The sequence below is a fragment of the Desulfofundulus luciae genome, assembly GCF_030813795.1.
GTDB lineage: Bacteria > Bacillota > Desulfotomaculia > Desulfotomaculales > Desulfovirgulaceae > Desulfofundulus > Desulfofundulus luciae.
The window spans coordinates 20,795-40,313 of record NZ_JAUSUX010000009.1 but is presented as its reverse complement, the minus strand read 5'-3'; the positions used below and the strand labels follow the sequence as shown (position 1 = coordinate 40,313).

The 19,519-nt window shown below is 57.5% G+C and carries 17 protein-coding genes and 1 other annotated feature; of the genes, 4 read left to right on the top strand and 13 right to left on the bottom strand.

Features of this window, described 5'->3' with window-relative positions:
• Window positions 1-41: 41 nt before the first annotated feature.
• The 9 genes from J2Z49_RS06970 to J2Z49_RS06930 all read right to left on the bottom strand — a co-directional run bounded on the left by J2Z49_RS06970 (window position 42) and on the right by J2Z49_RS06930 (window position 12,269).
• Window positions 42-755, bottom strand: coding sequence for a Gmad2 immunoglobulin-like domain-containing protein (locus J2Z49_RS06970; RefSeq protein WP_307401291.1), 714 nt, complete (start codon window positions 753-755; stop codon window positions 42-44).
• A 345-nt stretch (window positions 756-1,100) separates the two neighbouring features.
• Window positions 1,101-1,238, bottom strand: a complete 138-nt coding sequence (locus tag J2Z49_RS06965; RefSeq protein WP_307401289.1) for a hypothetical protein — start codon at window positions 1,236-1,238, stop codon at window positions 1,101-1,103.
• Between the two features lie 93 nt (window positions 1,239-1,331).
• Window positions 1,332-3,590, bottom strand: coding sequence for an FtsK/SpoIIIE family DNA translocase (locus J2Z49_RS06960; RefSeq protein WP_307401286.1), 2,259 nt, complete (start codon window positions 3,588-3,590; stop codon window positions 1,332-1,334).
• Window positions 3,591-3,859: 269 nt separating this feature from the next.
• Window positions 3,860-4,684 carry a prolipoprotein diacylglyceryl transferase gene (lgt, locus tag J2Z49_RS06955; protein ID WP_307401284.1) on the bottom strand — a complete coding sequence of 275 codons (825 nt, stop codon included), beginning with the start codon at window positions 4,682-4,684 and terminating at the stop codon, window positions 3,860-3,862.
• A gap of 174 nt (window positions 4,685-4,858) precedes the next feature.
• Window positions 4,859-5,161, bottom strand: a complete 303-nt coding sequence (locus J2Z49_RS06950) for a zinc-ribbon domain containing protein (RefSeq protein ID WP_307401281.1) — start codon at window positions 5,159-5,161, stop codon at window positions 4,859-4,861.
• A gap of 197 nt (window positions 5,162-5,358) precedes the next feature.
• The gene (locus J2Z49_RS06945; RefSeq protein WP_307401279.1) at window positions 5,359-7,188 is read right to left on the bottom strand and encodes a hydantoinase B/oxoprolinase family protein; all 1,830 of its coding nucleotides are present in this window, start codon (window positions 7,186-7,188) and stop codon (window positions 5,359-5,361) included.
• On the bottom strand, window positions 7,189-9,336 hold the full coding sequence (locus J2Z49_RS06940) for a hydantoinase/oxoprolinase family protein (protein ID WP_307401275.1): 2,148 nt from the start codon (window positions 9,334-9,336) through the stop codon (window positions 7,189-7,191). It abuts the gene before it with no gap.
• Window positions 9,337-9,353: 17 nt separating this feature from the next.
• Window positions 9,354-10,133 (bottom strand): alpha/beta hydrolase, encoded by a 780-nt coding sequence (locus tag J2Z49_RS06935; protein ID WP_307401489.1) that lies wholly within the window; start codon window positions 10,131-10,133, stop codon window positions 9,354-9,356.
• 30 nt (window positions 10,134-10,163) lie between these two features.
• A complete protein-coding gene (locus J2Z49_RS06930; protein ID WP_307401272.1) occupies window positions 10,164-12,269 on the bottom strand; it encodes an acetate--CoA ligase family protein in 2,106 nt (701 codons plus the stop codon).
• A 115-nt stretch (window positions 12,270-12,384) separates the two neighbouring features.
• Between J2Z49_RS06930 and J2Z49_RS06925 the strand changes: the two genes are divergently transcribed.
• The 3 genes from J2Z49_RS06925 (at window position 12,385) to pheA (ending at window position 16,592) form a co-directional block, all read left to right on the top strand.
• Window positions 12,385-13,551: a CaiB/BaiF CoA transferase family protein gene (locus J2Z49_RS06925; RefSeq protein ID WP_307401269.1), complete on the top strand. Its 1,167-nt coding sequence runs from the start codon at window positions 12,385-12,387 to the stop codon at window positions 13,549-13,551.
• Between the two features lie 288 nt (window positions 13,552-13,839).
• Window positions 13,840-14,116, top strand: a binding site (T-box leader).
• A 178-nt stretch (window positions 14,117-14,294) separates the two neighbouring features.
• Window positions 14,295-15,308, top strand: a complete 1,014-nt coding sequence (gene aroF, locus J2Z49_RS06920; protein ID WP_307401266.1) for a 3-deoxy-7-phosphoheptulonate synthase — start codon at window positions 14,295-14,297, stop codon at window positions 15,306-15,308.
• 18 nt (window positions 15,309-15,326) lie between these two features.
• Entirely contained in the window at window positions 15,327-16,592 is a 1,266-nt protein-coding gene (pheA, locus tag J2Z49_RS06915) for a prephenate dehydratase (RefSeq protein WP_307401263.1), read from the top strand.
• Window positions 16,593-16,633: 41 nt separating this feature from the next.
• Here the strand turns inward: pheA and J2Z49_RS06910 are convergent, their stop codons facing one another.
• The 3 genes from J2Z49_RS06910 to J2Z49_RS06900 form a co-directional block, all read right to left on the bottom strand.
• On the bottom strand, window positions 16,634-16,846 hold the full coding sequence (locus J2Z49_RS06910) for a hypothetical protein (RefSeq protein ID WP_307401260.1): 213 nt from the start codon (window positions 16,844-16,846) through the stop codon (window positions 16,634-16,636).
• A 155-nt stretch (window positions 16,847-17,001) separates the two neighbouring features.
• Window positions 17,002-17,475: a bifunctional nuclease family protein gene (locus J2Z49_RS06905; RefSeq protein ID WP_307401257.1), complete on the bottom strand. Its 474-nt coding sequence runs from the start codon at window positions 17,473-17,475 to the stop codon at window positions 17,002-17,004.
• Window positions 17,476-17,555: 80 nt separating this feature from the next.
• Complete coding sequence (locus J2Z49_RS06900) at window positions 17,556-17,894, bottom strand: phage holin family protein (protein WP_307401255.1); 339 nt, start codon at window positions 17,892-17,894, stop codon at window positions 17,556-17,558.
• 172 nt (window positions 17,895-18,066) lie between these two features.
• On the opposite strand from J2Z49_RS06900, the gene J2Z49_RS06895 reads away from it, so the two are divergent.
• Window positions 18,067-19,233 carry a hypothetical protein gene (locus J2Z49_RS06895; protein WP_307401253.1) on the top strand — a complete coding sequence of 389 codons (1,167 nt, stop codon included), beginning with the start codon at window positions 18,067-18,069 and terminating at the stop codon, window positions 19,231-19,233.
• Here the strand turns inward: J2Z49_RS06895 and J2Z49_RS06890 are convergent.
• Window positions 19,208-19,453 carry a hypothetical protein gene (locus J2Z49_RS06890; RefSeq protein ID WP_084061972.1) on the bottom strand — a complete coding sequence of 82 codons (246 nt, stop codon included), beginning with the start codon at window positions 19,451-19,453 and terminating at the stop codon, window positions 19,208-19,210. The two genes, J2Z49_RS06895 and J2Z49_RS06890, sit on opposite strands and share 26 nt — an antisense overlap.
• Window positions 19,454-19,519 lie beyond the last annotated feature (66 nt).

Below are 19,519 nucleotides of genomic sequence, written 5' to 3'. Positions count from 1 at the left end.
TTTAGTTTGCTTTTCTCTCATCAGGGTGCCCGAGGTATATTTTACGGCCAGCGCACGGGTATGGTTACCTTGTTTTCGACGCTGCCGTCCCTGGCGCTGATCGAGTACACTTCCAGGATGCCTTTCCCGTCCTGCGGGGGGTTAAAATTCAGCCGCATTTCAAAGTCTCCCCGCCCGGGAGCACCCCTGGTGGCGGTGGTATGTGCGCTGACCAAAACGTTGCCCTGGCTGTCCACCAGTCTGGCGTTGACAGTTCCTTCGAAAACTCTGGCGCTACCCTTGACCAGCAGCGGCACACCTACTACCTGCTCCGGTGTGGGGTGGGTGACCCAAATGGCCGGCTCGTAAACCCTGGACAAATCCCTCCGGAAGGGTTGATCATATAAACCCACATGGCCCCACCAGTCCCGGGTACGCTCATCTACCTTGCCTTCCACCTGGAACGATACCTGGCGGATTTCCGGGAACTCGGTTAAAGTGTTGACCACACTTTGGATGCCCAGGGCTTCCCCTTCAGCACCTGCACTGGGGTGTTCCAGTACCTCCCTGGAGAAGTTAACTGTAGCCAGACCGTCCTTTACCGTTACACCCAGGACTTTGGTGTTGGAGGGTAAAATACGCATGGCTCCCGGGGTGGATGGCTCACCGGAAATTAATTCCCGTATGGCTGCCAGCGCCGGATCTTTCGTCGGGGGTATCTGGTGGATTTCCCGCACCAAATAGCTTTCCTGGCCCGTAGATTTTACATAATACACAGCCAGGAATAGGGACTGGGGCGGGGTGGGAGCCGGCAAATCATTTGCCGGTGCCGGTTGCCTGGACCAGGTACAGCCGGATGCAAACAGCAACAAAATGAAAAAGCTTAAAACCAGGACCGGGACTTTTCCCATGGATTTCCTGATTACTTGCACCTGTCATACCCCACTTCCTGTCATTGCTGCCTTTATCTAAGTATACCACTGAAACTCGTGCTTTGTCACCCGCAATCCTGCCCGGCTGCGCATACCGGGAGAGCAACAAGAATAGGGTAGAAAAGCGGCCGGAGTTCCCCTCACCACCATGCACGGGGTACACCGGCCGCTTCCTGATGCTTTTATTGTTTAATGACTGTGATGCCCGCTGGCTTTTTCTTCGACCTTTTCCATTACCCCACTGATTGGTCCGGCAAATATAGCCGCCAAAACGCCCACGCCAAGAACTATGGCCATACCTGCATAAAATGCCGTCCAATCGACCATAATTTCCGCCTCCCTATGTTTTTTCGCCCGCCTTTCCACTGCCGTGTTCAGGTTTTGCCGTTACTAAAAATGTATCACCGGCAGCATTAGAAGTCAACCAGTGCGACCGAACATTTGTTGATATTGCTCCATGGTCATTAAAATGGCCCGGGGCTTGCTGCCCTCAAATTTGCCCACGATGCCCCGCCGCTCCATAATGTCGATCAACCGGGCGGCCCGGGCATAACCAATATGCAGCCTTCTTTGGAGCATGGAAATGGATGCATTGCCGTTTTCAATAAGTATTTTTACTGCCTGGGGAAGCAGTTCATCTTCTTCCTCCACCCTGGACTCTTCCTCTTCCACCGGCGGTTCTTCCATTACCCGCTGGTCATATACCGGTTGAGCCTGTTCTCTCAGGAAGGACGTGAGGTTTTCCACCTCCTGATCCGATAAGTAGGCTCCCTGCACGCGCATGGGTTTTGGAGCCCCCACGGGGAAAAAGAGCATGTCTCCTTTGCCCAGCAGTTTTTCTGCCCCTCCCATATCCAGGATGGTCCGGGAATCCATCTGGGAGGAGACGGCAAAGGAAATGCGGGATGGGATATTGGCCTTGATTAAGCCGGTGATCACGTCCACCGAGGGACGCTGGGTGGCTACAACCAGGTGGAGCCCCGCAGCCCGGGCCATTTGGGCCAACCGGCAGATGGAGTCCTCCACGTCGGCGGGGGCGACCATCATCAGATCGGCCAGTTCATCAATAATGATCACCACAAAGGGCAGGGGACCTTCCGGCTGTGTCGTTGTGGCCGCTGCAGTTTCATCAGGGGGTGGAGCGGCATCTGTTGCCGGTTTTTTTCCGGCTGTCCGGAATAGTTCATTGTAACGTTTAATATCCCTTACCCCCGTGCGGGCAAAAAGCTCATAACGCCGCTCCATTTCCTTTACCGCCCAGCGCAAAACCCCGGCGGCCTTTTTGGCGTCGGTAACCACCGGAGACACCAGGTGGGGAATGCCGTTGTAAGTAGTTAATTCCACCATCTTGGGATCGATCATTAAAAATTTAACTTCATCGGGAGTAGCCTTGAATAAAATACTGGCAATTAACGTGTTAATGCACACACTTTTCCCCGAGCCGGTAGCACCGGCTACCAGCAGGTGGGGCATTTTACCCAGGTCCGCGATCACCGGTGCCCCGGCGATATCACGGCCTAAAACTACGGTAAGGCGGGAGGGACTTTCCATAAACTCCCTGCTTTCCAGCAATTCCCGCAGTTGCACGGTGGCTATTTCCCGGTTGGGCACCTCTATGCCCACGGCTGCCTTACCGGGGATGGGCGCTTCAATACGTACACCGGGTGCTGCCATGGCCAGGGCAATGTCGTCGGCCAGGCCCACAATGCGGCTGACCTTAATGCCGGCCGGGGGCTGGATTTCGTACCGCGTTATAGCCGGCCCCACGGATACCTGGGTCACCCGGGCTTGAATGTTAAAACTGGCCAGGGTTTCTTCAAGAATTTGTTTTTTTTCGGCAATCTCCCGCTCTAAAATTGAATTATCCCGGGGCCTGGGTTTAGCCAGGAGACCGGTGGGGGGCAGCCGGTAGGGGCGGCCGTCGGCCAGGGCGCAGGGGACCACCTCCGTCTCCTGCTCCCGGGTGTTTTGCTTGCGCCGTTCCTTTTGCTGCCGGCGGTTTTTGATGTTCTCTTCTTGTGTTTCCGTCTCTCCGGCCAGGGCATCTGGTTGCGGCAGGGGAAGGTTGTCCTTTTTTTCAGGAAGGGCAGGGGGACTGGTTTGTTTCCGGGTGTCCGCTTCTTCCACCTCCACCTCTTCAAAGAAAAAGTCGGACAAGCGCTTCCCCAGGAGCTGTGCCGTGCTGCGTACGGCTTGAGCTGTAATACCCAGAAACCTGGCCAGGGATTGGCCGGTGAGCAGGACAAGGCCGGTTATGGTGAGAAAGGTCAACAGGATATAGCTTCCGGCGACGCCAAAACACAGATGCAGTAAATAGCTGAAGGCGGCTCCCACCAGCCCGCCGCCCTGCCCCTGCCAGGCGGCGCGAAAGAACTGGTCCGGCGGTATAAACAAGTGCAGAAAGGTGAGGGTGCTGATCAGCAATATTACCAGGCCCCAGGCACGGGGGGTTATCACGTTAACCTTTCGCTCGCGCATAACTTTTATCCCGAAAAAAAACAGGATTACGGGCAGCAGGTAACGGCCGCTTCCGGCGGTAACCGTCAAACCCCGGGCAAGAAAGTGCCCTACCGTTCCTGCCGCCGGGGTAAATAAGCTGGCCATGCCGAGAAGTGCCAGGGTTATGATGGCCAGCCCATAAAGCTCAAATTTAAGCTCCTCCAACCAGGGTTTGGCCACAAGTTCCCCTCCTTGCGAGTTAAAACGACCGGGTGTGACAAAAGGTGCCCATTCTCATCATATCTTGAGCTTACCATAAAGTGGTCAAAGAGGCAAGTTTGCCTGTGGTAACCAGGGCCAGGGGTCTCGAAACAATAAAACGCAGCAATGCCTGGCAGGCTGGGCTGCGTCTAAAAAATTCGTTGTTAAATTAAAGATTGGGCCGGTTGGCAAACTGTTGTGCCGTCCTGTTAAAAATCCTTTAAAATTTGGCGCCCGCCTTTATTTCCTTACTTAGAACGTAACTTGGAACGGGTGTCTTGTTTGGAGCTTCGGGGGATATTGGTCCTGGTTTTCGCCCGCCCGTACCATATTCCCGTCACGGCCAGCCCGATCAGGAGCAGGCTGACCAGTTGGGCCACCCGGACCGGCCCAAGCATCAGGCTATCGGTACGCAAACCTTCGATAAAGAAGCGCCCTGCCGAGTACAGGCCCAAGTATAAGAGGGCTACCTCTCCCCTGAAACGCTTCCTGGGCCAATACCACATCAGGAAGGCAAACACAGCCAGATTCCACAGCGATTCATACAGGAATGTGGGATGGTAATACTGGCCGTCGATAAACATTTGCCGGCGAATAAAGTCCGGGAAGTAAGCCATAAACTCCGGGGATACAGGGCCCCCGTGGGCTTCCTGGTTGATGAAGTTGCCCCAGCGGCCGATGGCCTGGCCCAGGATGACGCTGGGGGCCAAAATGTCGGCCAGCAATGGGACGGACAGTTTATGCCGGCGGGCATACCACACCCCCGCCAGGGTGCCCCCGAACAGGCCGCCGTGGATGGCGAGCCCGCCGTGCCAGATGGCCAGGGCTTCCAGGGGGTTCTGCTGGTAACTGGACCATTCAAAAATGACGTAATACAGGCGGGCACCTATGATGGCCGCCGGGATAATCAAGGTAACCATATTCAAGATGTGATTGGGGTCCATCCTGTTTTGCTTCGCCCGGCGCAAGGCTAAAAAAATGCCGGTTAAAAAGGCCGTGGCCATAATGATACCGTACCAGCGGATCTGAAACGGGCCTATATGGATGGCTACGGGATCGATCACTGAAATCACCTTCCTTCTCCCATCATTATACCGTTATTTTCTCTGAAACACCAGTGCCGCGCCTCCATCCATGGACTGGTTTGTTCCGCTCCGGTTGGCCCGCTGGTTAGCAGCCGGCAACCGGGCACCCCAAAAAATAAACCCTACCTGTATTAAGGTAGGGTAATTACTGCGGTGGGAAAACTAGCGGAAGCTTGCCCGCCGGTTTGCCGCCATGCATTCCCGGCAGTAAATCGGCTTACGGCCGGTAGGCTTAAAGGGCACCTGAGTGGGTGCACCGCAGGTGGAGCAGAAGGTATCGTACATCTGCCGCTCCATTCCCGCGGCGTTACCGCTGTTGCGCTGTTTGCGCCGGCGGCGGCAATCCCGGCAGCGGGTGGGGTCATTCAGCAGGCCTTTCTCGGCGTAAAAGGCCTGTTCCCCGGCGGTGAAGATGAAATCGGCGCCGCAATCACGGCAGGTAAGCACTCTGTCCTCGTAAGACACAAATACTCCTCTCCTTTCAGGGACTTACTGGTTCAGGGGCCCAAACACAAACTACCCGCTCCCTCATCCAGGAGAAGAGTATTTGCCGGTAACCACCAACCAGTTTGATTCTCTAAAATTATATCATAAACGGTTCTTTGCTGTCCATAGGGGGGCAGTCCAAAATAGCCCGGCGAAGCATGCTGACTTTTATGTTTTCATTGCTCCTTGTGGCGCAATTTTTTCCGCTGCCTGACGGTGGCCTCATAGTCTACCTCAAGATCTGCGGAGAATACGACCCCGTACACTTCTTCTGCGGCCCGGCGGCTGACCAGCCCTTCCAGCACATCCTGCCGCACCAGCTCCGGATTCCGTTCCAGGGGGTGACCGTAACCACCCCCGCCGGCGGTTTGCAGGATAATGGTGGTTCCCGCCGGTACCCGGCAGGTAAATTTTCCCCCTTTGGATTCCTGTATCCCGTATCTTTCTGTTCTTACCGCCACTGCTGCCGGTAGCCGTCCGGTAGAACCCCCGTCCAAACCCGGGGTTGCAAAGGCGGGGTTTGCCTGCCGGACCACTCCGGCCATTGCCCTCTGTCCCGGCAAACCGCCTGCCAGGCCCCAGGGCGGCGATTTTGCCCGTTCAGTGCTTACCGCAACTGTGGCTTCTCCCCTTAAAACGGTGATTTCCCGCACCATGCCCAGGCCGCCCCGGTGTTTTCCGGCCCCACCCGAATCGGGAACCAGGGCGTAGCGCTCCACCCTTAGCGGGTAAGACTGCTCGATTACTTCCACCGGCGTGTTGCGGGTGTTGGTCATGTGCACGTGCACCCCGTCCATCCCGTCCTGGTTGTGTTTTGCTCCCTGGCCGCCGCCGTATGTTTCCACGTAGGAATAGTAGGTGCCGGTGGTGGGGTCGACGCCGCCTGCGGTGAAATTGCTCATGCTTCCCGTTCCCGCTGCCGTTACCCGCTCCGGCACCGCCCGAGCCAGGGCACCCAGGAGCACGTCGGCAATGCGCTGGGCTGTATTAATGTTGGCGTGGGCTACCGGGGCGGGGAAGACGGGATTTACCAGACTGCCTTCGGGTGTAACTACCTCCACAGCCCGGTTGAGGCCGTCACTGGAAGGCAAATCGGGGTCCACCACTGCCTTTACCACATAGTAGACACAGGCCAGGGTTACCCCCCTGGTTGCATTAACCGGCCCTTTTACCTGGGGGTGGGTACCGCTGAAGTCTACCGTAAGCCCTTTACCGTGCCGGGTGACGGCTACCCGGATATTGATAGGTTTTTCTTCCAGGCCGTCCCCTTCCAGGAAATCTTCAAACTCGTAGGTCCCCGGGGGTATTATTTCTAAGGCAGCGAGGAGCCGCCGGTGGGTGTAGCTGATGATTTGTTCCATATGCTGCTTCAATGCATTTGCCCCGTAGCGCTCCGCCAGCTCCACAAGCCTTTTTATCCCCCGGTCGTTGGCTGTAAGCTGAGCCTGGATATCACCATGAAACTCCCTGGTGGTCCGCAGGTTGTGGGACACCAGCTTTAAAAGCTCCTGGTTGATCTTGCCCCGCCTGCGGATTTTAACCGGCGGTATACGGATGCCCTCCTGGAAAATTTCCGTGGCCAGGGTGGACATGCTGCCCGGGACTGCACCGCCCACATCCACATGGTGGGCTAGATTGGCCACCAGGGCCAGGGGCCTGTTCCGGTAAAAGACGGGGCTGATCACGCAGATGTCGGGCAGGTGGGAGCCGCTGATGTAAGGGTCGTTGATGATGACCGCATCGCCGTCCTCAAGCTTCGCCAGGGGATATTCCCGTAACACCGCCTGCACCACCGCAGGCATGAGGCCGAGATGCAGGGGAATGTGTTCCGCCTGGGCCACCAGCCGGCCGTCGGCGGTGTAGATGGCGGTGGAACAGTCGCGGCGGTCCTTGATATTGGGGGAAAGGGCCGTTCTGGTAAGGATGGCGCCCATTTCCTCGGCTACCGATTGCAGGACGTGGCGGGTTACTTCCAGTTGTACGGGGTCTATATCTAATTGGGACACCTATCTTCCCCCCACATGGATGATGAGATTGCCCCACTGGTCTACCCGTACGGATGTTCCGGGCCAGACCAGGGTGGTGGTGTCGGATTGCTCAATTACCGCCGGCCCCTTCAGGCTCATGTCTGGTTCCAGATGGTTGCGGCGATAAACCGGTGTGGGTAAGAAGCGGTCATCAAAGTACACCGGCCGCTCTTCCAGCGGTTCGGGCATCAACCTTGAACCTTTCTTTTTTACGGGTGTGGAAACGGCGGGGCGGGGCAGGCTTCCCATGGCCACCAGCCGCAGGTTGACCACCTCTAAAGGGGCTTCCTCACGGCAAAATCCGTATTCCTGCCGGTGAAGCAGGTGAAAGCTGCGCCGCAAAATGGCCAGGTCTTCCGGAGCCAGTTGACCGGCGGGCAATGGCAGGGTCAGGGTATAGGACTGGCCCCTGTAGCGTAAATCTGCCTGGCGGGTAATAATGATCTCCGAGGGGGAGAATCCCTCCTGTTCCAGCTCACGGCGGCCTTTTTCTTCGAGAGGTGTGTAAAGGTCCGCCAGTTGGTCCGGCTCCGTGTCGTTTAAAGGCAATAGCGCCGTGCGTACGTAATCACGGCGCACGTCGGCATGGAGCATCCCCAGGGCGGAGGTAACCCCGGGGTAACGGGGAATGAGCACGTAGGGAATATTCAGCTCCCGAGCCAGTTCCACGGCGTGCAGGGGCCCGGCCCCGCCGAAAGCGACCAGGGTGAAATCCCGGGGGTCGTGGCCCCGCTGGACCGAAACAACCCGTACGGCCCGGGCCATGGCGGCATTTACCACCCGGATCATGCCTGCCGCGGCTTCTTCAACGGTAAGTTTTAAAGGACGGGCAATCTTTTCCTCCAGGTATTTTCTGGCCAGCCGGGGCTGTAAAGTGAGCGCGGGATTTAAACTCCGGTTGGGATTGATGCGTCCCAGCACCAGGTTGGCGTCGGTAACCGTAGGCTCCGTTCCTCCCAGGCCGTAGCAGGCCGGACCGGGAGCGGCTCCGGCGCTGGCAGGCCCCACCCGCAGGGCTCCACCGCCGTCCACCCAGCCAATGCTGCCCCCGCCCGCCCCGATGGTGTGGATATCCAGCATGGGCAGGCTCAACGGGTAACCGCCGATGGTGCCCTCCGTGGTATAGCGCAGTTGTTTCCCTTTAATCAGGCAGATATCCATGCTGGTGCCACCCATATCGGCGGTAATCACATTGGGGCGGCCGGTCTGGCGGGCCAGGAACAGCCCGGCTAAAACCCCGCCAGCGGGACCGGAAAGAACGGTGCGGGCGCTTTCCCGCATGGCCTGGTCGGCCGTCAGCATGCCGCCGCTGGACTGCATGATGAACAAACCGGGTGGCCTTCTGCTTTGCATCCCCGGGCCGGTGATGCCCTTTAAACCTTCCTTCAGGCGGGCTACATAATCGGCTATCCGGGGCTGAACCAGGGCGTTAATGGCGGTGGTACTGGTGCGTTCGTATTCCCGGAATTCAGGCAGGATGTCTGAAGAAAGGGTCACCCGGGCGGCAGGGTAAACACGGGCGATAATTTCCCGCACCCGTTCTTCGTGCCGGGGGTTGGCGTAGGAGTGCAGAAAGCTTACGGCAATAGAAAATACCCCGGCCCGGCGGATTTCTTCCACAATGGCCTTCACTTCCCCTTCATCCAGCGGAATGTATACCTGGCCGCCCGCCGTGATCCGTTCCGTTACCTCAAAGGTAAGGCGGCGGGGAACAAGGGGGCGGGGTTTTACCGCCCAGAAATCGTAAAGGGCTGGCCGGTTTTGCCTCCCGATGAGCAAAAGGTCTTTAAAGCCCCGGGTAACCAGGAGGGCAACCGGTGCACCCTTGCCTTCCAGGAGGGCGTTGGTGGCCACAGTGGTGCCATGAAGGAGCAGTTTTAATCCCGCCGGGTCCAGCCCGGCCGCAGTTGCCGCCCTGGCCAGGCCATCCAACACGGCCCGGTCCGGATCAGATGGAGTGGAGGGGACCTTGGATATAAATATTTCGCCGGTATCTTCCCGGAGCAGGCAGATATCCGTGAATGTACCCCCCGTATCCACGGCGGCCCGGTAGGTGGGGCTTGCTTCCCTGCTGTTCGGGGCCGGGGAAGGGTTTTTCTTTCCTTGAAGCACTTTCTTTCCCAACAATTTTTACACTCCTCGCTTTAGGGGACCGGCCTTTTAAAATGCTTATCCAGCCAGTAAAACAGGGTTTTCCAGACCTGATGATAATGTTTCGCGAACTGGTGATCCCCTTCTTCAATCCAGGCCAGTTCCCTGGGTTCCCCGGCCGCGTCAGAAATGAGCCGGGCGTCTTCAGGCGGAACGACGCCATCTCTGGTGCCGTGGATGATTAAAAGGGGCCGGGGGGCCAGGCGCGCTGCATCTCCCGGAACATCATAGATCTTCAGGTCCTGGAAAAAAGCCTTCTTTAAGTAGATGATGCCGCGTTCTCCCGCAATGGCCACCATTTCTTCCGGGCCGTCAATGGGTTCACCGGTGAACGAGGCAAAAAGATCGATTAATCTGGCCGGGGCGGCCCAGGTGCACACCCCGGCCACACGGGGATCCCGGGCTCCCTGGCAGATGACCGTGGAACCGCCGAAACTGCGCCCCACGGTAACAATCCGTTTATACCCCTGTTTGAGCACCCAGTCCACGGCGCAGGTAAGGTCGTCGACCTGTCCCGAAAGGGTAATGTCCGCGAAGTCTCCCTCGCTTTCACCATTACCGGCAAAATCGAAGACCAGGGTGGACCAGCCGCGCCGGCCCAGTTCGGCACCCAGCTCCAGGGCCCGTCCACCCCCTTCTTTGCTGCCCGTGAAGCCATGGCAGTGAATGACAATATCACCTGTTTCCTCCGGCGAACCGTATAACAGTCCGGCCAGGGTTAACCCCCGTGAGTTCCGAAAAGCAACCCTTTTCCAGTAATTATTATCGGCCATGATCACCTGTTCCCTTAACTCCTTTCTATATCATCCTATGGTTATGCGGGCGTCTACGGCCACCGCGCCCTGCGGGCCGACTAAAAGGGGGTTGATGTCCATTTCCATAATTTCGGGCCACCGGGTGACCACCTGGCTGAGGCGCAGGAGGCATTCCACCAGGGCGTCGATGTCTGCCGGGGGTTGTCCCCGGTACCCCTGGAGCAACCGGCAGGATCTGGTTTCCCTGATCATGTTCAGAGCCTCCTCCCGGTTTATTGGTGCGACGGCAAAGGAAACGTCCCGGAACAGCTCCGTATAAATTCCTCCCAGGCCAAAGACCAGAACCGGTCCAAAGGAGGGATCGCGCTTGCAGCCCAGGAGTACCTCCACTTCACCGGGTCTGTAGGGCTGGATGAGCACTCCCTTGATGGTGGCGTGGGGTGCCCGGGCAGAAACGCTGGCTAACATTTCGGAATAGGCTTTTTCCACCGCCCGGGCATCGGTCAAATTAACTCTCACTCCACCCACGTCCGATTTGTGGGAGATCTGCGGGCTGACAATTTTCATTACCACCGGGTAGCCCAGGACTCCGGCTATTTTTACGGCATCCCCGGCACTTTGCGCTACCTGGGAGGCCAGCACCGGAATGCCGGCCGCCCGTAGAATTTCCAGGGCGGTTTCGTTTATGGTTTTGAGCCCTTCCTGCCTGGCTGTTTCAAGGATAGCCTCGATGCGCTCCCCCTGGATGCCGGAAAAGACCGGTGGGGATAAGGGGGTGCGGCTTTTAACTTCGTGCAGGTAGCGGTATAAAGCTGCCAGAGAAGCCATGGCCCGTTCCGGGGACGGATAGACCACCACCCGGTTTTCTTTTTCCAACCTGGCCGCCAGTTCCGGGCGGTAACCGCCAAAAATCCACAGGGCCAGGGGTTTTCCCGGGTACCGGGAAGCCATCCGGTTGATCGTGGAGGAAATGTCCAGGCGCGGGTCTTCTTCGGGGTCCAGATAAGCCGGACTGATCACCATAACCGCGTCCACGCCCGGATCATCTAATATCGTATCCAGGGCCAGTTCCAGGACATCCAGGTATCCCCTGGCCATACCTGCGGGCCAGATGTCCGCCGGGTTATTTACTTCCATCCAGCCGGGGAAAACGGCCGCCAGTTTTTGCCGGGTTTTTTCGCTGAACCGGGCCACTTCCAGGCCGTAAGCACTGCAGGCATCTACGGCCATGATGCCCGCCCCTCCGCTGATGGTCACCACGGCTACGCGCCGCCCGGGCATGGAAGAGTAAGTGAGGAAGGTTTTGTTCAAGTAGCGCATTTCCTCTACGTCCCGCACCCTGATGATGCCGCATTGTTTAAAAGCGGCGCTAAAGACGTGATCCTCCCCGGCTAAAGAGCCGCTGTGGGAACTGGCGGCCCGGGCACCCGCTTCGCTGCAGCCGGTTTTCAGGCAAAGCACCGGTTTTACCCTGCTTACCCGGCGGGCCACTTCCATGAACCGGCGCCCGTCCTGAATCCCTTCCATGTGCAGGTTGATGACCTTCACCTGGGGCTGTTGTCCCAGGTAGGCCAGGCTTTCGGTAAAACTTACATCGGCGGCATTGCCGATGTCCACTCCCAAACCAATGCCCGCGGTAAAGTCGGCCGCACCCAGCAAAAAGATGCCCGACTGGCAAATCATGGCCGTATCGGCCTTTTGCCGCAGGAAACCAATGAAAGAAGTGTTCAGGTTTTCGTAAAGGTTTATGACGCCGATGGTATTTGGTCCGACAATGCGCGTTCCATCATCCCGTACTGTTTCCAGCAATTCCTGTTGCGTCTGTTTTCCCCATTCATCGGCGTCGGCAAAACCCTGGGTAATTATGATTATGGCTTTAATGCCTTTGGCCGTGCATTCCCTGACCACATCCGGTACTGCCGTGCGGGGGGTGGAGATTACGGCCAGGTCGGGTGTCCCGGGGATTTCGCTGACCGACCGGTAAACCTGCAGGCCTAATATGGTCCCTCCCCTGGGGTTGACGGGATAAATGCGCCCCCGGTAGCCGCCGGCCAGGACCTGCTCCAGTATGTTAAAGGCCTGCAGGCCCGTTTTGGTGGAAACGCCGATGAGAGCTACAGATCGGGGGTGAAAGAAGGGAATGAGGCTTTCCATAATTTATAAAATTCCTCCTTTATCCGGGCTGCGGCTATTTCAACTAATCTAAATCTTACCACAATAGTCGCTGTCCTGGTATAATTTTTGTAAAACAACCGGGAGGCGAAAACTGTTGTACCGGACTTTGGAAAATATGAAGGTTCTGGATTTAACGCGGCTGTTGCCCGGTCCCTATGCCACCATGATCCTGGCTGACCTGGGTGCCGAGGTGCTAAAGATCGAGGATCCGGGTGCGGGAGACTACATGCGGGAAATGGGGCCCCGGTTGGGGCGGGAGAGCGTATGGTTTCACGCCGTCAACCGCAACAAGAAGTCCATGCGCTTAAACCTAAAAGCACCACAGGGGCGGGAAATATTCCTGCGTTTGGTACGGGAATTTAACGTGTTGATCGAGAGCTTTAGACCGGGGGTAATGGAGCGCCTGGGCTTGGGTTACGAAATTTTATCTTCCGAGAACCCCCGGCTGGTTTACTGCGCCTTAAGCGGTTACGGTCAGGATGGTCCTTACAGCCGGCGACCGGGCCATGACATCAACTATATGGCCGTTGCCGGTGCCCTCGGTTTAACCGGCCACCGGGATGGCCCGCCCGTCCTGCCCGGCGTGCAGGTGGCCGACCTGAGCGGCGGGTTGATGGCGGTGGTGGGCATCCTGGCGGCCTACGTAAAAAGCCTTACGACTGGCCGTGGTGCTTACGTGGATGTATCTTTAACGGACACGGTGGTATCGTGGATGACCCTTTACCTCACCCAGTACCTGGCGGGGGCCGGTGAGCCCCACCGCGGCACGGAAGAACTGAACGGGGGCCGGGCCTGTTATAACATCTACGCTACCAGGGACGGGCGCTATGTCAGTGTGGGCAATCTCGAGGCCAAGTTCTGGGAGACTTTTTGTAACGTTGCCGGGCGGCCGGACCTGCTGCCCCTGCAGCACAGGGAGGACGACGAGGCACGGCAGGCGGTGCAGGAGTTTTTTAGCAGTAAAACGCGCGCCGAAATCATGGAACTATTTGGTACAGTTGACACCTGTATCGAGCCTGTTCTGGATGTTAGCGAGGTGCCGGAACATCCCCAGATTAAGGCCAGGAATTTATTTATGGAGCTTCCCACCAGGGAAGGGAGCATAACCACGGTTGCCCAGTCCCTCAAGTTGCGGGGCGTGGAGGTAGAAGCCGATTTTCCTGCCCCGGGGGCGGGGGAGCATACGGCGGAGATCCTGCGCCGCCTGGGCTACCGGGAGCAGGACATTGAAGCCTTGAAGTCCGCAGGGGTCGCGGGGTAGGTACGACACATTCAGCGCCACCAACAGGGGATGAAAAATGGCCGCCCAGCACTCAACAGACTTCGAAAGATGATCGGCTAAACACAATCACATTTGAACCGGGACCTGGCTGCCGGTGTGGAGGCGGCGTGGGACGCCGTCAACCGGGGAAGCCCCGATGCACCGGGAAAGGTGCAAAAGGTGCTGGATGCTATCAAGCCGGCTTTTATTTAAAGTCAAAAAGGACGACCAGCCCCCTTGCGCTGCCGGAGTTTTTCTTTTATAATAAGGCATAAATTAATTATATCCCTAAAATCGATGAAGGGGAAAAGTAGGCCGGAAACAGTTCTCCAGGGAGGAGGCGTCGGCGACTGGAAGCGCCTTCAGAACATGACCGGTTGAAGTTCTCCCCGGAGATGCAGGCTGAAACCCGTTACCGCGGGCAAGTAGGCTGTGCCGTTGTCTTCCCACGTTACCGGGAAGGGGGTATCGGAAAGACACATTCCCGTACCCTGTGTTGAGGTGGGCCGTTTTTACGGTCAAGTAGGGTGGTAACGCGGAAAGCAGTATGCTTCTCGTCCCTAAAGGTGCGAGGAGCTTTTATTTTTCCCGTTGCTGCAGGGGGTGTTTTTCCCGTACCCTGCTCGAGGGGGCCGGGTTTTTCCGGCCAATTGGGGTGGTACCGCGGAAGTCCGCTGCTTTCGTCCCCAGGGATGAAAGCGGCGGACTTTTATTTTTAGAATCATGAATGGAGGGATTAATAAATGGTAGTGGTTATGGACGGGCGGGCTTCCGCCGAGCAGGTCGAGGCGGTGATTATGCGTCTGGAGGAGTGCGGCTTTTCTGCCCACCCCATTTATGGGGTCAGGCGGATTGTCATTGGCGCCGTAGGCGACCGGCGCGTACTTAATTCCCTGGGACTTGAAACCATGCCGGGGGTGGAGAGGGTCGTGCCGATCATGAAGCCTTACAAGCTGGTCAGCCGGGAAGCCAGGGAGGAAAACACCGTTGTCCGGGTGGGTCACGTGGCCATTGGCGGCAGCCAGCTTGCGGTCATTGCCGGGCCCTGTGCCGTGGAAAGCCGGGAGCAGTTGCTTGCAGCAGCCCACATGGTACAGCAGGCCGGTGCGGCTATTTTACGCGGCGGCGCTTTCAAACCCCGCACTTCCCCCTACAGCTTCCAGGGGCTGGGGGAAAAGGGCTTAAAACTGCTGGCGGAAGCGGCCCGCCAAACCGGGCTGGCCACGGTTACCGAAGTGGTGGATGAGCGCAGTTTGGAGCTGGCCGTTGAGTACGTTGATATGCTCCAGGTGGGGGCCAGGAACATGCAGAATTTTCGCCTTCTACAGATGGTCGGCCGCTCGGGCAAACCGGTGTTGCTCAAACGCGGCCTGTCGGCTACAGTGGAAGAGTGGCTGATGGCGGCGGAGTACATCATGTCCGAAGGTAACGGGCAGATAGTCCTTTGCGAGCGGGGTATCCGCACCTTTGAGCATTCCACCCGCAACACCCTGGACTTGAGTGCCGTGCCGCTGGTGAAGTCTTTAAGCCACCTGCCGGTGATTGTGGATCCGAGCCATGCCACGGGTGACCGGCGGCTGGTGGGCCCCATGGCCAGAGCGGCGGTAGCTGCCGGTGCCGATGGTTTGCTGATTGAAGTGCACCCCGAGCCCACGCAGGCCCTTTGTGACGGCCCCCAGTCCCTCACGCCGGCGCAGTTTGTTTCTCTGATGGAGGAATTGCGGGCGGTGGCTGCTGCCGTGGGGCGGGCGGCTTGAAAGAAAGGAGCATGAGCCATGGACAAAAAAATCGGTTACCTTGGCCCATGTGGTACCTTTTCGGAACTGGCGGTGCGGCAGTACCTGGCCCGGCAGCCAGCAGGGGATGTCCAAATGGTAGCCCTCCCGTCCATATACGAAGTGCTTGCGGCGGTGGTGCGGGGAGAAGTGACCGAAGCGGTGGTGCCGCTGGAGAATTCCAGTGAAGGGGCGGTTAACCAGACTCAGGACCTGCTGGCCCATACTTTCCCGGACTTGCGCATTAAAGGGGAGGTCATCCTGCCGGTGGTCCACTGCCTTATGGCTCCGTCGGGAGTGTCGCTGAAGACGATTGAAAGAGTGCTTTCCCATCCCCATGCCCTGGCCCAGTGCCGGGAGTTCATCTCCAGACACCTGCCCGGAGCTCAGGTGGTGGAAACCGCCAGCACGGCCGCTGCCGTGCACCTGGTGGCTTCCACCGGTGCTCCCTGGGCAGCCGTTGGCCCCGTAACGGCTGCCCGGGAGTACGGGCTGGAAGTGCTGGTGGAAAAAATTAATGATTGCTCCGGCAACGCCACCCGGTTTATCGTGGTCGGCCGTGAGGACGGCAGGTGGGCGCCGGACTGCAAAACAACCCTTATTGTTTCCGTGGCCCACCGCCCGGGGGCACTGCACGAGGTGCTGGGGGAGTTTGCCGAAAGGGGGATCAACCTGACGCGTATAGAGTCCCGCCCCTCAAGGCGCCGTTTGGGGGAGTACCTGTTTTTCATTGATCTGGTGGGCCACCGGCATGATAAACAGGTACAGGAAGCATTAGAAGCGGTGGCTTCCCGGGCAGAGCTGAGGGTGCTCGGTTCCTACCCCGCGGACTTGAGCGGGCCTGAGTACACTGCCGACTCGGTCGATAAAGTACAGCGGCCTGCTGGCGGCATCCCCAGCACCTCAACGGTGGAGGCCGGGTTCACCGGGGAGGCGGTATCCCGATCCCCGGTCCAATGGGAGGAAATTGAGAGGTTGCGGGAGGTCATCGATGAGGTGGATGAACAAGTGGTGGAATTGCTGGCCCGGCGTAGCGCCCTGGTGGCCCGGATAGGGAAATTAAAGGCGGGCTTTTGCCCGGTGCGCGATCCCCACCGGGAATCCCGGGTGCTGGCCCGGGTGCGCCGCCTGGCCCAACTAAAAGGGGTGGATCCGGCGATGGTGGAAAAAGTATATCGTTTGATCATCCAGCATGCCGTATGCCTGCAGAGGGAACAGCAGGGAGGTGCCCTGGCCGCCTGCACCCCGCCTGCCGGTGACTTTTGAGGCCGGGTCCCCCCCGGGCCGCTTGAAAAATGGAGGATAGGTTACTTGACTTCCGGGTTTCTTTCCCTCCGCCCTGTTTTACAGGACATCTGCCATTTTACCGCCTTGTTGGTTCCGTGGCGGTGGGCGCTTTCCAGTTGTGCCTTTTGGGATTTAATTTCCCTTGGTTGAGGGATTCCCGGCGGGCGGTGGAGGTCCGCAATGGTTTCGGGTCTTTGGTAACCTTTGTCCCCGGGAATATAGGGTTTGGCCATGGGGCACCTCCTTTTTTGACTGTTTCATGCTTGATTTAGTGTTATTTTGCCCTGTCCTTTAATTACTAATCTCCTGCGGTATGGGTAAAAAGAAAGTAAAAAAAACCCTTCTTAGCGATACAGAAGGGTTTTGTTAGTTTTCTTTAAATTGTGCGTTAGTGAAGGGACTTTTTATATTCTTTAGCAAGCTCAAAGATCTTTTCCAGTTCGGCCCGGGTTTCCTCATCAAAAAGATCCTTGATAAAAAGCATATGCTCCGTGAGTTTGTCGGTTACATATACCGGTGCCGCCGCCCGCAAAGCCAGGGCCACGGCGTCACTGGGGCGGGCGTCCAGCACCAGACCATGTTCGGGTAGTGCCAGGTGAACCTCCGCGTAAAAAGTGCTGTCTTTTAAGTCGGTGATCACCACCTGGGAAATGCGGGCACCCATAGCTTCACAGGCGTTTTTAAACAGGTCGTGGGTCAGGGGACGGGGTACGGCTACCTGCCCTAAGGCTACGGCAATGGAGTGGGCTTCCAGCAATCCCACCCAGATGGGTAACACCCTTTCTTCCTCCTGATCGGTCAGCAGGATAATGGGGTTGCCCGACATATCATAGGCAATTCCTTTCACATGCACACGGATCACCGCTCCCACCTCCGTATACTTGCCCGGGCCGAGCGCCCGTAACCTGCTCCGGGGCTTATTGCTATTTTATCATTAAGTTTTCAACTTTCAAATAGAAGATTGATCAACCAGCCGGCCACACTGGTCAGAAGAGCCCCCCAGAAGGCACCGCCAAAGCTATAAACGTGAAAGCCGGGTACCAGCCAGGCAGTTATGGTGAAGGTTACGGCATTGATGACAAAGATAAACAGGCCCAGGGTAATGACCGTTAGCGGCAGGGTAAGGAATAAAAGCACCGGCCGCACAAAAGTATTTACCATACCCAGGACAAAGGCTGCCAGTACCGCCGGGCCGATGCCCACGATCCGAAACCCCGGTACGATTAAATCAATCAACAGTAGGGCCAGCCCGTTAAGGCAGATGGTTGCAAGCCAGCGCATGAGAAAACTCCTTTTACTGAACATTTACTTAAATCTTTCGCCGTCTCTGGCCCGGTTCCTGCTGGCAGGCTTAAAAGTTCCGTCCCGGTATTAGCAGTGATGGCGCCTCCCCTGCCAGAGCAGGAATTGAAAGCCACCTGTCGAATAGCATATGACTGATGGGGGTGGGTGTGTGTCTACCCGAAAAGAAGTTTCCCGTCGGCCCGGTGGGGCCGGTTTGCCTGCCGTGTCTCTTCTGGAGGGGGCAACCATAGCCGTCCCGGCGGTGTTAACCGGGCAGACTTTATATCACCCGTTGCTATTCCTGCTCCTGGGGTTCTATACCTCCTGGCGGGTTGGACGCGTCCGGCAGGCTTGCTTTTTGGGGGGCTTTTGCCTGGGGGCCGTGGTTGCTGCTGCGGCAATCTTCGGGGTAAGCGGTAAAGTCTTGTTTGCGAAAGCACTGGCGGTTATAATGCTGGTCGTTGCCGTTTTTGCGGCATACCGCCTTTTTTCCGGGGCACATTTCTTTGCCACTTATTACCATTCACCCCGGGCCTGGGTCACTACTTTGTGGTGGGCCCTTGTTACCGGTCTTTTTGTGCGGGGTGCCGGGGTAGGTGATGTGGGGGTGATGATCACTCCCATGATCTGGCTTTGTCTGTTGCCCCTCTGGGCGTCCTCCTGGCGCCTGCTGCACAGCTTGCTCTTTGCCGTAACCTTTTTGACCGCGGTGTACCTGCCAGTGTTACTGGGCGGCGATATCCACCTTGTGGCCGGGCAATGGCCGGTAGGAGTTGCCGCTCTGGGCCTGGCTCTGGTGCCTGAACTTTTGGGCTACCTTTACCCCGGACGAAAACACCCCCTGGATTCCCTGCCGGTGATCACTCCGACGCTGAACTGGTGGCAGAAATTAAAGGCCTGGCGGGAGGTATTTTTTCTCCTGGGTGATTTCTATGCCCTGAACATGGAAAAGTATGCCTGGTTTGTGCGGTCGGCTCATTACGGGCGATACTTCATTTTCCTGGGGGCAGCCGGGGAAATTGTGGCCCCGCTGCTGGATTTGCTACCGTGGCTTGCATGGCTGGCCGGGCTTTTAGCCCTTGCCGGCATGCTGATGGAGCTGGGCGCCGGCAACTACGGGGTGATGATCCCCGGGCTGGGTTTCTACGGTGCGGCTATGGCTGCTGGCCGGGGTTTCCTGGCCGGCCCGGTCCAGTATTTTCCCCTGGTCTGTGGTACCCTTTTGGTTTTGCTGTCCTTTGTCCTCTGGCAGGGCCGGCCCCGGGAAACCCCGCAAGAGCTACAAAGGTGGAAAGAATTGAATTCTCCAGCTACTTTACCTTGCGACGGGCAATGATATGATAGAGCCTGCCGTCATGGCTGCCCCGGGGGTGGTAGTCAAAACCTGCTGCCTCCAGGATTTCCGTAACCTGGTCTGCCTGATGAGCATCTGCGGTTTCCATAACGATATTGAGCTCATCATCTTCGCCCAGGTCGTTTAAAGCGGATTGCAGCCGTGCTATTCCCCATTCATTAATAACCGGTTCCAGATGAATGGTGATATCCGCCATCTCCATTCATCACCTCCGCATATTAGCTTTTCCACTATGGCCTTGACTATGTATGGTGCAGATGTCAATTTG